The 13,756-nt window shown below is 33.4% G+C and carries 12 protein-coding genes; 9 read left to right on the top strand and 3 right to left on the bottom strand.

What is annotated here, in order from left to right; translation table 11 throughout:
- Positions 1 to 48 precede the first annotated feature (48 nt).
- Entirely contained in the window at positions 49 to 1,236 is a 1,188-nt protein-coding gene (locus IC610_RS00560) for a restriction endonuclease subunit S (protein WP_191734739.1), read from the bottom strand.
- Positions 1,237 to 1,342: 106 nt separating this feature from the next.
- Here IC610_RS00560 and IC610_RS00555 point away from each other — a divergent pair, with 106 nt between their 5' ends.
- From IC610_RS00555 to IC610_RS00515, 9 genes are all read left to right on the top strand, one after another.
- Positions 1,343 to 2,269 carry a tyrosine-type recombinase/integrase gene (locus IC610_RS00555; protein ID WP_191734738.1) on the top strand — a complete coding sequence of 309 codons (927 nt, stop codon included), beginning with the start codon at positions 1,343 to 1,345 and terminating at the stop codon, positions 2,267 to 2,269.
- A gap of 99 nt (positions 2,270 to 2,368) precedes the next feature.
- Complete coding sequence (locus IC610_RS00550) at positions 2,369 to 5,227, top strand: type I restriction endonuclease subunit R (protein WP_191734737.1); 2,859 nt, start codon at positions 2,369 to 2,371, stop codon at positions 5,225 to 5,227.
- A 95-nt stretch (positions 5,228 to 5,322) separates the two neighbouring features.
- Positions 5,323 to 5,625, top strand: a complete 303-nt coding sequence (locus IC610_RS00545) for a hypothetical protein (RefSeq protein WP_191734736.1) — start codon at positions 5,323 to 5,325, stop codon at positions 5,623 to 5,625.
- 28 nt (positions 5,626 to 5,653) lie between these two features.
- Complete coding sequence (locus tag IC610_RS00540; protein ID WP_228462830.1) at positions 5,654 to 7,642, top strand: AAA family ATPase; 1,989 nt, start codon at positions 5,654 to 5,656, stop codon at positions 7,640 to 7,642.
- A complete protein-coding gene (locus IC610_RS00535; protein WP_191734735.1) occupies positions 7,642 to 9,087 on the top strand; it encodes a 5-methylcytosine restriction system specificity protein McrC in 1,446 nt (481 codons plus the stop codon). Before IC610_RS00540 ends, IC610_RS00535 begins: the two co-directional genes overlap by 1 nt.
- Before the next feature lie 2 nt (positions 9,088 to 9,089).
- Positions 9,090 to 9,851 (top strand): LytR/AlgR family response regulator transcription factor, encoded by a 762-nt coding sequence (locus IC610_RS00530; RefSeq protein ID WP_191734734.1) that lies wholly within the window; start codon positions 9,090 to 9,092, stop codon positions 9,849 to 9,851.
- Between the two features lie 130 nt (positions 9,852 to 9,981).
- Positions 9,982 to 10,866, top strand: a complete 885-nt coding sequence (locus IC610_RS00525; RefSeq protein WP_191734733.1) for a viperin family antiviral radical SAM protein — start codon at positions 9,982 to 9,984, stop codon at positions 10,864 to 10,866.
- Between the two features lie 8 nt (positions 10,867 to 10,874).
- Positions 10,875 to 11,429 (top strand): cytidylate kinase family protein, encoded by a 555-nt coding sequence (locus IC610_RS00520; RefSeq protein WP_191734732.1) that lies wholly within the window; start codon positions 10,875 to 10,877, stop codon positions 11,427 to 11,429.
- Positions 11,430 to 11,829: 400 nt separating this feature from the next.
- Entirely contained in the window at positions 11,830 to 12,105 is a 276-nt protein-coding gene (locus tag IC610_RS00515; protein ID WP_191734731.1) for a DUF1294 domain-containing protein, read from the top strand.
- 639 nt (positions 12,106 to 12,744) lie between these two features.
- Here the strand turns inward: IC610_RS00515 and IC610_RS00510 are convergent.
- Positions 12,745 to 13,131: a hypothetical protein gene (locus tag IC610_RS00510; RefSeq protein WP_191734730.1), complete on the bottom strand. Its 387-nt coding sequence runs from the start codon at positions 13,129 to 13,131 to the stop codon at positions 12,745 to 12,747.
- Positions 13,132 to 13,151: 20 nt separating this feature from the next.
- Positions 13,152 to 13,385, bottom strand: a complete 234-nt coding sequence (locus IC610_RS00505) for a hypothetical protein (protein WP_191734729.1) — start codon at positions 13,383 to 13,385, stop codon at positions 13,152 to 13,154.
- Positions 13,386 to 13,756 lie beyond the last annotated feature (371 nt).

Raw genomic sequence — 13,756 nt, 5'->3', positions numbered from 1 at the left:
CGAGAAAGCCTTGTCAAGGTTTCAAACCTTGACAAGGCTTAATTTTCATCAAACAAACAAATTGGCCAAAAGAAATTTTTGCTGAAGTTCTAATTTTTCTAAAATTTGTTTTTCTGCTTCTATTTTTTCTTGAAGAGAAGAAAGAAAATTAGCAATTTTAGTTTGCTCATTTATAGAAGGTAGAGGTAAATTTATATCAGAAAAATATGTATAACTAATCATTTTCCCGTCTCTTATACCTTCTAATTTTTTATTGAGTTGTTTTATATAATATTCAGATTTAAAATAATACTTATAATAATAACTATTTACTTCTATCTTATTTCTTAAAATTATATATGCAGGACTACATATACCTTTATATTCAGAATATTCAATACCTCCTTGAAATGACCTTAAACTAATTATAAAATCTCCTTTCTCAACAATTTTATAACTTTCCACGCTTTTATCAGACACTGAAATTTTAAAATCAATTAATTCTCTAGGAATAGCTCCATATTCTTGTGTTATAGCTAAAATTGGTAATTCTGAGTTGTGATTTTTATTTGAAATATTTGAAAAAACTTCATTTCCTTTTTTGGTCTCCCAAGAAGGAAATTCTGATAAGTCAGTATTTTTAAATCTAATTTTTTTATTAAACAATTTATAGCTAACTCCTTTAATTAAGGTTTCTAATTGTTCAATTATTTTCCTTTGAGTTTGAATTCTATTCTCAATAAGTGATAAGAATGTTGATACTTTGTTTTGTTCTTCGATTGATGGAAGCGGAAGAATAATATCGGAGAAATATGAATAACTAATCATTTTACCATCTCTTATTCCTTCTAACTTTCTGTTAAGATGTGTTATATATTTTGGGGTTTTAAGGTAATATTTAAAAAAAATTCTATCTATTGATATACTGGGTCTCAGTATAATATATGCTGGACTACATATGCCCTTGTACTCAGAATATTCAATGCCTCCTTGAAAACTTCTAAGACTAATAATAAAATCTCCAACTTCTACTACTTTGTAACTTTCAACACTTTTATCAGTTACTGTTATTTTAAAATCAATTAAATCCCTAGGAATTGCACCATAATCTTGAGTGATGGCAAGAATTGGCAAATCAGAATTATGTCTTTTATTTGAAATATTTTCAAATACTTCATTACCTAATTTAAATTTCCAGTCTGGAAAATGAATACCATTTTTATCGTTAAATCGTAAATTAGGAAACCCAAAGTTCAATTTTCCCCAAGTACATTAGGGAGTTTTTATCTCATTAATTCGTAGTCTTGATGATTTTATTGCAAAGGCTCTAACTTTAGGATTTTAATATAAAATCAAAAAAATTATGACAAGAAAGAAGACATTGGCCGAAATCGCTGAACTTTGGAAGAATGACAAAAAGCTGTATGTGAAAAAATCAACCTTTTCGGCTTATGTGTTGTTGCTGGAAAATCATTTGTTGCCTGTATTTAAAGACTATTCTGAGATTGAGGACGAAGATGTACAAAAGTTTGTGTTTCAAAAGCTGGAGCAGGGATTAAGTCAGAAAAGTATTAAAGATATTCTCATTGTTTTGAAGATGGTCTTGAAGTTTGGGGCAAAAAATAAGTGGATTGAGTTTATCAATTTTGAGGTGCAATATCCTACAGTACGAGAAACGCACACGATTGAAGTGTTGAGCAGAACACATCAGAAAAAGGTGATGGGCTATATTCAGGAGCATTTTACCTTTAGAAATCTGGGCGTTTATATTTGTCTATCATCTGGAATGCGTATCGGAGAAATTTGTGCGTTGACTTGGGAAGATTTAGATACAGATAATGGTGTTATCAATATCCGAAAAACAATTCAGAGAATTTATGTGATTGAAGATGGAGAACGCAGAACGGAACTGTTGATTGACACGCCAAAAACCAAAAATTCTATCCGTGAAATTCCGCTAAGCAGAGACTTGCTGAGAATGCTGAAACCTTTTAAGAAAATTGTAAATCCTGCTTTCTATGTTTTGACCAACGATTCCAAACCTACAGAACCGAGAACTTACCGCAGTTATTATAAAAATTTGATGCGCTTTTTGGAAATTCCCGATATCAAATTTCACGGTTTGAGACATAGTTTTGCAACACGATGTATAGAAAGCAACTGCGACTATAAAACCGTAAGTGTTTTGCTCGGTCATTCCAATATCAGTACAACTTTGAATCTCTATGTACATCCCAATCTGGAACAGAAGAAAAAAGCGATTGACCAAATGTTTAAAGCACTTAAATAGTTTAGTAATTCTTGATTATTTCTTACATTTGGGAAAACTACAAATAACTTTGTCAGAACTTATGTTTCTGACAAAGTTTTTAACGAAAACTAACATTGAATGTCAAGTCAGCCGGAATATATTTTAGAGCAGAAATTAGTAGAACAGTTATTGCAATTGGGTCATGAAAAAGTGGCGATATGCAACGAAGCAGATCTTATTAAAAATCTAAAGACTCAGCTCGAAATTCATAATAAAAAAACATTCTCAGATACTGAGTTTGAAAAAATCCTCAATCATCTTTCCAAAGGAAATGTTTTTGAAAAAGCTAAAACACTACGTGACCGTTTTCATTTTTTCAAGGATGACGGTACTTCAGAATGGATTGAATTTATCAGCAAAGACCATTGGTGCCAGAATCAGTTTCAGGTAACAAACCAAATTGCTCAGGAAGGGAATTACAAAAACAGATATGATGTAACCATTCTGATCAATGGTTTACCATTGGTGCAAATTGAGCTGAAACGCCGAGGTTTGGAAATGAAAGAGGCTTTCAATCAGATAAACCGTTATCACCATCAGTCTTTTAATGCAGGAAGCGGCTTGTTTAATTATGTACAGCTTTTTATTATCAGTAATGGTGTAAATACAAAATATTATTCCAACAATGCAAAGCAGACATTTAAGCAGACTTTCTTTTGGTCGGATGAGCATAACAATAATATCACTCAACTCGACCATTTTGCTCCTGCATTTTTAGAACCTTGTCACATCGCCAAAATGATTACCAAGTATATTGTTTTGAATGAAACAAACAAAATACTCATGGTTCTTCGACCTTATCAATATTATGCTGTTGAGAAAATTGTTGACCGTGTTAGAAATACTGATAAGAACGGGTTTATATGGCATACAACAGGTTCTGGAAAAACACTAACTTCTTTTAAAGCCAGTCAGATTTTAAAAGAAATTCCTAAAGTTGAGAAAGTCGTCTTTGTGGTTGACAGGAAAGATTTGGATTATCAAACTCAAAAGGAATTTGATGCTTTCGAAAAAGGAAGTGTTGATGCTACTGAAAATACAGCACATCTGGTAAAGCAACTTTACAATAATACAAAACTTATAGTAACCACTTTACAGAAATTAAATACTGCTATTACCAAGGAAAAACACGGCAATAAAATTGAAAGACTGAAAGACAAGAAGGTGGTTTTCATTTTCGATGAATGTCACAGAAGTCAATTTGGAGATACGCATCAGAATATCAAACAATATTTTAAGAACGCCCAAATGATTGGCTTTACTGGAACTCCGATTTCTGAAGTCAATTCAATTGGAAAGATTGACGGTGCTCCGGCAACGACTAATAGGCTTTTTGAAGACTGCCTGCACAAGTATGTAATTACAGATGCTATCCGGGATGATAATGTTTTGAAATTTTCTGTGGAATACGTGGGACGATACAAAGAGAAAGAAGGCAGTAATACCTATATTGATACTGAAGTTGAGTCAATCAATACGCAGGAACTTTTTGAAAGTCCTAAGCGACTTGAAAAAATTGCAGATTATCTCATTGCAGAATATGGCAGAAAAACTCATAACAGTTCTTTTAATGCCATGTTCTGCGTTAGTAGTATTGATGTATTACAGAAATATTATGATCTTTTCCAAAAGAAAAAAGAGGAAGGCAAACATCAATTAAAGATTGCTACTATTTTCAGCTATGGATCTAATATAGAATCTAAGGATGCCAATGGAATCTATGAAGAAACCGAATTTGGAATGGTTGCAGAGCCACAGGCGCAATATGGAGATTCTCATAGCAGAAATGTATTAGAAAGATATATTGGTCATTACAATGAAATGTTTGGAACGAACTTTTCAACAAAAGATTCTCAGACTTTTTACAATTATTATAATGACGTTGCCAAAAGAGTCCGCAGTAAAGAGGTTGATTTAATTATTGTCGTTAATATGTTTCTGACAGGATTCGACAGTCCACAGCTAAACACATTGTTTGTTGATAAAAACCTAAAGTATCACGGATTGATTCAGGCGTTTTCCCGTACGAACAGGTTGTTAGGAGAGAAAAAATCACAAGGGAATATTGTTTGTTTCCGTAATCTGAAATCAGCAACTGATGATGCCGTGACTTTATTTTCCAACAAAGAAGCGATTCAGGAAATTATCATTCATCCGATTGAAGATTATATTGAGCTTTTCAACTCTGCTTTAAATACATTAAAGATTGTTGCTCCTGAAATTGACATTATCAACAGTTATCAAACCGAACAGGAAAAGTTTGAATTCATCACTGCATTCCGTGAAGTGATGCGTGTTTTGAATGTTTTAAAATCATTTGCAGATTTCGATTTTGATAAACTGGAAATGACCGAATTTGAATTTGACGGCTACAAAAGCAAGTATTTGGATATTTGGACTGAATTAATTCCAGAAAAGAAGCAAGGAAAAGAGAGTATACTGAATGATGTAGATTTTGAATTAGAACTTATACACCGTGATGAAATTAATGTCAGTTATATTCTTACTTTATTAGCCAATCTTACCAATTCTAATCTGAAAGGCGACAAGCTCGAACAGAAAAAGAAAGAGATCAGAGATATTCTTTCCGGAGATGTCCAATTGAGGAGTAAGAAAGAATTAATTGAGAAATTCATTGATGAAAATCTACCTCATATTTCTGATGGAGATAACGTCAACGAAGAGTTTGAGAAATACTGGAATAAAGAGAAAAACTCTGCTTTTGAAAAAATTGCAACCGAAGAATCTTTAAATAAGGATAGATTCCGAGATGCGATTGATGATTTTCTTTTTACTTCTAAAACACCGAAAATTAGTGAGACCCTGAAGTTGCTTGAGATAAAACCAAAGTTGACTGAAAGAAATAATATCGGAAGAAGAATTATTCAGAAAGTGCAGGATTTTGTGGATGTGTTTATTGATGGGGTAGCATCGTAAAGTATTTCAAAAGAAAAAGCCTCTTTCCGGATTCACGTAATTTTTTTTGAATTGGAATATGTATAATTGTCACAAAATTTTTTAACTGTATTATTATGAAAATTTTAAAACTTTCAACGAAAAGTCCTAAAAGCTTGCAAAAAGAAATTAATGATAAAATTATAAACAATGAGATTCGGTCTTGGGACCTTGATGATTCATGTGATGCTATCTCTCACAAAGGAGACCAGTATGCAAATCATTTTTATTTTCAATATAATGTTGATGATCCTAAGGGAATCTTAGAATTTATTTTTCATTCAGGCGGAACAAGTGATTTTGCAGATTCTAGAGCGTTCCAATTATTGGAAAGAATGCTTGAGTCGCATTTTGGAAATAAAATTGAAATTTTAAAATAGCTTAAAAACAAATAGCCATAAAATCAATATGAGGAAATATTTTATTTGTAGCGTAGGACAACCAGGAGAAAACTATGTAGAAGAGAATTTAGAACGTATCATCTCTAATTCAGCATTTTATATGCATGAAGATACAACTCAAAAAGGGTTATATGATTTGGTAAAACCAAATGATATATTAATACTAAAATATAATTCTAACTATATTGCTTATGGACAGTCTTTAGGAAAAAAAATTATCAAAGATGATAATGGATGGTCTTTGACCTCACCAGTTGATCAATGGTACTTTTTTGATCAAAATAATACTAAAAGAGGTGTTGTGTCATATGGGGTACAGTGGGAAACCTTGCCAGGTTCTGGACAGATGGGAACCGTAAAGGGAATTACACCAGAATTTGGATTTAAAAAAATTGAACAAATATCAAAAACGAACGATTTATATCGAATACTTTTTAACGATACTAAAGCTGGAAAAATGCTAAAATTGAAAAATCTTCTTCAATACAAGAAACAAATCATTCTGCAAGGTCCTCCCGGAACAGGAAAAACAAGATTAGCAAAAGAGATTGCTGATGGAATCTTGAATGAAAACCCTAATGATTTAACCCCAAAGCAATTAGTGGAATCTTTTTTTAAAAGCGCAGTTACAGATGCAGATTATAATTTGAAATTTAAACAAAGACTTGAAGAATTTGAAACTGCATTCCCTAAACAACAGCTGTCAAGCATGGATCTGGATGACTATTGTATTGGTAAAGGAAATAATACAAATTTCTGTTGGTGGATTGAAGTGGGGTTAAGTAAGTTTGGAAAATTCTCACCCGGCAACTCTGGAAATTACGTTGTATATTATGGTAAATCTCAAGACGACTACGTACTTTCAAAATTTGAAGGAAGCATTTCTGACGTTTTTCCGCAAATGACTAATGCTTTACAACAACTTGTACAACATGAAAATATTATAGAAGCTGAAAAGTATTTTGGCTATAGTTTCATTATCAAAATATTAAACTCCTATTATCCTGAAAAATATTTTCCAATTAATGGTAGAGATTCATTAGTTAATCTCATGAAACTTTTTGGTAAAGAATTCAAAAAGGTAGGAACTGTAGAATTAAATCAAAATATTCAAAAGATATTTAATGAGTATAAAATGAAATATCCTTCAGAAATTACCAATCTTGATTTTATGAAGTTTCTTTATTCAAGATTTGATTTAAATAATGATGGGAATTTATATGATAAATCAACAGAAAACATTACCAGCAGGAAGCCAACGGTTATTCAGTTTCACCCAAGTTATACTTACGAGGATTTTGTACGAGGAATTGTAGCGGAATCAAATGGAAAAGGCCTAGAATATAAAAATGTAAATAAAATATTAGGCAGATTGTCTAATGAAGCAGTGGAAAATCCTTTTGCTGATTATGTTCTTATTATTGACGAAATTAATAGGGCAAATCTTTCATCAGTTTTAGGCGAGCTAATTTATTCATTAGAATATCGGGATGAAATTGTGAACTCACCATATGCAATAAAAGATGATGATGGTGAAAGTACAAAATTAATTCTTCCATCCAATCTATATATCATCGGTACAATGAATACTGCAGACAGAAGTGTGGGACATATTGATTATGCGATAAGAAGAAGGTTTGCATTTGTTGATGTTTTACCAAAAGAGTTAAAAGACGACAAGATTATTTTTCAAAGAGACTGGTTTAAAACTGTCAGTGAACTATTTATAACAAATTATGACGAATATATTGCTGATGAAAAAACACCGCTGAAAAAAGCAAAAACACTTTCCGAAGAATTCAGACCAGAAGATGTGTGGATAGGACATTCTTATTTTATACAGAAAAAATTAGAAGATGGCAAACATGAACCGGAAGATTTTACAGTGCGAGTTGAATATGAAATCAAGCCAATTTTATTAGAATATGTAAAGGATGGTGTTCTTATCGGAAAAATAGGAGAATTGGAAGTAGAAGACTATATTAAATCTTTGTGATGGGTATTTTTCTTAAAGAACATTTTACTTACGAACTTACATTAGAAGATGGCTTTGACTTAATCGAAGATAAAAAAAGGAAAGACTTTCTCCTGCGTAAATCATTAAATGAAATTAATCATCGAAATTTTAAAACAGAAAGGGGTAAAGATTACCATTGCTTTACAACAAAAGTTGTAGATGATAAACTACTTTTGAATACCAATTATTTTGTAGGCTTAGATTGGTTGACCACGGATAGATATATTCACATAGAGCCAAAGCTCAATTTCAGAGTTGCAGAGATTTTTAAGGAAGCTAGTGAGGTAGAAAAAGAAGATTTTTCAGATGACGAAATTGCAAATTTCGATAATGAAGCTAGAAAAGAATTAGAAGAATCACAAGACTCTTTTAAAGAAGTCAATATTATTGCAATGTTGATGGAAGTTATGTCATACAGCGAAGTAGCAAAAGAAACAGATTCGTTATTACTAATAGATTGGGAAGCTCCTGAAATTGAAATCGAGCAAAAACAGGATTTGCTTACGCCATTTTTAGTGGTTAAGTTTTTAAAACTTCTTCAGGACATTGCAAGAAAAGGCCTGAAAAAATCATATTACAAAGTTCAGGAAAATCTATGCAATAGAATAAAAGGTAAAATCTTAGTTGGAAAGCAGATTAAGCAGAATGTTTTCAAAAACCGCTTCACCAATACCGTTTGCGAATATCAGGTTTTCGGAGAAGATTCTATAGAGAATAGATTTTTAAAAAAAGTGTTTTTATTCTGCACGCAATACGTAGAGAACAATACGTATTATTTTAAAAGTAAAAATGATATTTCATGGATGGTGAATTATATTCGCCCATCTTTTGAGCACATTAGTAGCAACGTTGATATTCATGATATTAAACATTTAAAATATAATCCGTTTTTCAAAGAGTACAAAGAGGCAATAAAAATCGGGCAACAGATTTTAAAAAGATTTTCATACAACATTACTAAAACAACAACAGACGAAAAGATCGCAACACCACCTTTCTGGATTGATATGCCAAAAATGTTTGAGCTCTATGTCTATGCAAAATTGCTAGAAGATAATCCTACCTTAAATCATAAAAACTTTAATTATCAGTTTTCTACGCATGGAAATTCTCTTGACTTTTTGATTTGTACAGATAAGGAGAAAATTGTTGTTGATACAAAATATAAACTTAAATATAATTACAGTCAGATTCATGAAGATATCAGGCAGGTTGCTGGATATGCAAGATTGAATAAAGTAAGAGATGAAGTTGGATTAGAAAATAGTGGTGAGGAAATTCCCTGTTTAATTATTTATCCAAAATCTGCTGAAATTATAAGTGATAGTAAATTAGAAATCGATAAATTACTTGATGATCAAAATAAAATAAATGCTTATCACCAAGTCTACAAAATAGGAATTGATTTACCAATTTTAAAATAATTATGACCCACACTTACCGCGTCGCCCTTTTAGAAGACAACCCCAGACAGCTGGAAAAGCTTGAGTCCTACCTTAGCAAAATTACTACTGTCGAAATTGTTCTCAAAAGCAGAAGTTCAAATGATTTTTTTGAACAGCTAAAGACTATACAGCCTGATATTCTGGTCGCCGATTTAGATTTGGGAAATGACAGCATGACAGGGATGGAAGCTGCTCAGGAAATTAAAATTCCAGTATTTTTTGCGAGCGTCAATACTTCTGAATATGTGGAGGATATTGAAGATCTGAAGCGTGATGCCGAAATCTGCGTTGACCATATTACCAAACCATTCAGCGAAGAACAGTTTGTAAAAAGCTTCAGAAGATTTCTGCAGGAGGTAAGCTACTTTTCTCCCCCGCAATATGTGCTTTTAGATTTCAACAAAACGAAAAATAATAAAATTCGCATTGAAGATATTGTCTACCTGTGTGCTGATAAAATGGCAGGTTCGGAATCGAACAATAAGCAGATTCATTTTATTAACAGAAAGCCTGCGAATCTAATCGATTTTTCATTCTCAAAGATGGAAGACAAGGGGCTGTTAAAATCCCAGTTTGTAACCATTCACAAGTCTTTCAGAGTCAACAGAAGATACATCAAGAAGTATCATTCCAAGACTGAATGTATAGAGATCAGCATTTTTGATGATGTTGAGAAGACAAAATGTCAGCACCTGAAAGTGTCAGAAAATTACCAACCTGTCATCAGAAAGATGTTTGGTTAACCGCTCTGATTCCTCAAAAAAACGCTTTTATTATTACGCTTCCGCTGTTGTTTCCGGAAGCGTATTTTTTTGTTTTTCGGATTTTGATTTGATGATTGTTTGGGGTAACAAAAAATCTGTTAAACAAACTATGAAAACACCTTTTGAAGGAATTATACCTTCAGTTAATTACCATCTATGGGAACCTTGTAATATGAGATGTAAATTCTGTTTTGCTCCTTTTTACGATGCTAAAAAAATTGTTCCGAAAGGCCATCTGCCAAAAGAAAAATCACTAGAGCTCGTACAGAAGCTTGCAGAATTTGGATTTAAAAAAATCACTTTTGCTGGAGGTGAGCCTACACTCTGCCCGTGGATTTCTGATCTTATTAAGGAAGCAAAAGTAAAAGGAATGACAACAATGATTGTAACAAACGGAACAAAAATCAATGATGAATTTCTACAAAATCATCAGGGAATACTTGATTGGATTATTTTAAGTATCGACAGTGTTGTTGATGACAGCAATATGAGTTCCGGAAGATCACTCACAGGAAAAAAAGTACTCAGTAAAAATTGCTATCAGCAGATCATTGACGGTGTGAAAAAATATGGTTACAAGCTAAAAATTAATACGGTTGTTCATCAGATCAATTACGATGAATCTATGCTGGAATTTATAAATTATGCTCAACCTGAACGTTGGAAGGTTTTTCAGGTTCTACCGATCAAAGGCGAAAATGATCTGCATATCGGGGAATTCGAAATTAGCGACCGGATTTTTACTGATTACTTAGATCGTCACAAACAATTGAAAATAAGCGGAGTATTGGTTAGTGAAAACAATGCTGAAATGAAGGACAGTTACGTGATGGTAGATCCAGCAGGAAGATTTTATACCAATAAAAACGGAAGGCAGGAATATAGTAATCCGATACTGGATTCAGGTATTGAAAATGCTTATAAGCAGGTCAATTACAGCTATCAAAATTTTATACAGCGAGGCGGTCTTTATAACTGGAATAAAAATATTTAAAATTTTATATGAAAACAAAAATTACTTTGTCCGGAGAAGTAGCTTCGGGAAAAACCACCGTAGGAAAGTTATTGGCGAAAAAACTTAATTATGATTTTATTTCTCTCGGAACTATTGTAAGGGAAAGAGCTGAAAAGGAAGGACTGCACATTTTGGAATTTCAGGAAAAATGTCAGCAGAATCCTGAAATGGATTTAGAAATTGACCGATATTTCGCAAATTTCTGTAATGCCAAAGATAGTTTAGTTATAGATTACAGAATGGGTTTTAAATTTGTGACAGATGCCCATCATGTATTTCTGAAAATATCTGAACAAGATGCTGTTAACAGGCTAAAGACTGCCAATCGGATTAATGAAAGTTACAAAACTGTAGGACAGCGAAATGAAAGTTTTAAAAGCCAATTTCAAACATCATATCGCTTAGATTATACTGCTGAGAATCATTATGATCTGATTGTTTCAATTGACGGAAAACAAACAGCAGAAGAAATCACTGATACTATTATTAACCATATAATCACTAAAAATAATGAAAAACAAAATTACTCCGCAGAACAATAATGCGAACATTCAAATTCCAATAAAGGCAGTAACGGTGTCAACAGGCAGTAAGCAGAGAATCAGGGTAGCCGCGGAGCCCAACTGAACCCGAACAGAAAAAAATGATGAGTATCCCTAATGAATAATAATTTAATCTTTAAGAATTTTTTTGTCATTGACTAAGCTGAATCTCAGATTTCCGCACCAATCTCAACACACTGATAATAAAGCTGTTTAGATTCTTTCAGAATGACAAAATGGCTGTTGATTTTGCATAATGCCTGAATACCGACAATTATAAAAAAATGATTAACGCAAAGGAACCTGAGCAAAAACTCAGGTTTTTTTGTGTCAAACAAATTTGCATTTATGAATGTTTCAATACTTTCAATTACCTATCTTGCAACCTCAACAGCATCCCATGGCTTTAAAATACTTCCTCCTCATCATGACACTCCTCACCTTTGTTGCATTTGGCTGGGATAAGAGGCTGGCAAGAAAAGGCAAACCGAGACTTGCTGAAAGTGTTTTGCTGATGCTCACGTTTTTGGGCGGTACTTTTGGTGCCCTTATAGGGATGACTTTTTTCAGACATAAATACGCCAAAAAAACATTTATCCTGAAGCTGGTACTGGTAGTTGCAGTACAGTTGGCTCTTATTTTTCTTTTGAAGGAACATCTGACGGATCAGCGGTGAGTGCGTTTTTTACCTTTTTCGAAAACGTGTTGCAGCTTGTCGAGCCTTTCTTTTGACTGCTACAGCAATTACTCCTACTACTCTACTATTTTATCTGCCGATGGATAGACTACAGTTTTGTAGAACAACAACTTCTCGATACGGTTTTTGTCAAAACCTACTCGAAGGACGCTGTTTTCACGACTTCGGAATCGTCCGTCAGTTCGAGTGTTTTTCGTAGCAAAGCGTAGAAAAATGTATCGAGAACCAGTGAACGAACGACTGTTTTTTTAAACAACAACTTCTCGATACGGTTTTTTTGCAAAAACCTGCTCGAAGTGACGCTATTTGGCGACTGAATGTTTCCTACATCAGTTCAAGTGTCCCGATGGCAATCGGGATGTATCGAGAACCAGTGAACGAACGAAACTTTGTTAAACAACAACTTCTCGATACGGTTTTTTTGCAAAAACCTACTCGAAGTGACGCTATTTGGCGACTGAGTGTGTCCTACGTCAGTTCGAGTGTTTTTCGTAGCAAAGCGGAGAAAAATGTATCGAGAACCAGTGAATAAACGGTACTTTTGTAAAACAACAACTTCCAGATATGGTTTTTGTCAAAACATACTCGAAGTGACGCTACTTGGCGACTGAGTATTTCCTACGTCAGTTCGGGTGTTTTTCGTAGCAAAGCGTAGAAAAATGTATCGAGAACCAGTGGACAAACGAAACTTTTGTCAAACAATAACTTCTCGATACGGTTTTTTTGCAAAAACCTACTCGAAGTGACGCTGTTTTTCACGACTTCGAAATCATCCGTCAGTTCAAGTGTTTTTCGGAGTGAAACGGAGAAAAATGTATCGAGAACCAGTGAACGAACGAAACTTTTGTAAAACAACAACTTCTCGATACGTTTTTTTTGCAAAAACCTACTCGAAGTGGCGCTACTTGGCAGCTGAGTGTTTCCTACGCCAGCACAATACCCGTGATGCTGCGCAGTGATGTATAAAACAAAACAGGCAACCTTTGCAGGCAGCCTGTTTTTCATATAAAATATTGGGTTGGTGTCTATTTGTAAAATGCGGGACGGTTACTGTAATGAATCGGACTGCAATAAGTGCGCTTAATCTTCACCTTTCCGGTTGCCAGATCATCGACAAGTTCTACATCAAAGCTTCCCAGTCCGTAAAGGATGGAATGGAAGTAAGAGCATTTCTGTTCAAGAATAATGGTGCCTTCTTTCTGCACAAATGCCAGCTGAGACTCGCTGTCGAGTTCAAGAAATTGATCGTAAGTATACATTGTGAGTGGTTTGCGGTGAAAGTATCAAGAACTGTGCCCGTAATGGGCAATTTGCACAAATGTGGTATGCTTTTCTAAAAATTATTCACAGCATATTAAATTCTGCTGTTACTGACTAAAAATAAGCTGAAAGAGTATTTAAATGGACTGTTGTCATGATCATAAATTTGTCATTCGGCTATAGCCATAAAGTAATTTTCATTAATATATTGGTCATTCTGAATGAATCTGAACTGCTGTATCTTCACTGTTTTGATATTCCTCCGGAACGACAAAATGACTGCTGGTTTAAATAAAAAAAGGACATGTATTTAAATCAATAATTTACTTACCGTTTCTTTGTCATTCTGAAAGAATTTAAATGCTTTAAT

Source organism: Chryseobacterium caseinilyticum, from assembly GCF_014837145.1.
GTDB lineage: Bacteria > Bacteroidota > Bacteroidia > Flavobacteriales > Weeksellaceae > Chryseobacterium > Chryseobacterium caseinilyticum.
Note: the sequence above shows the minus strand (reverse complement) of the source record. Positions and strands in the feature narration are given on the sequence as shown.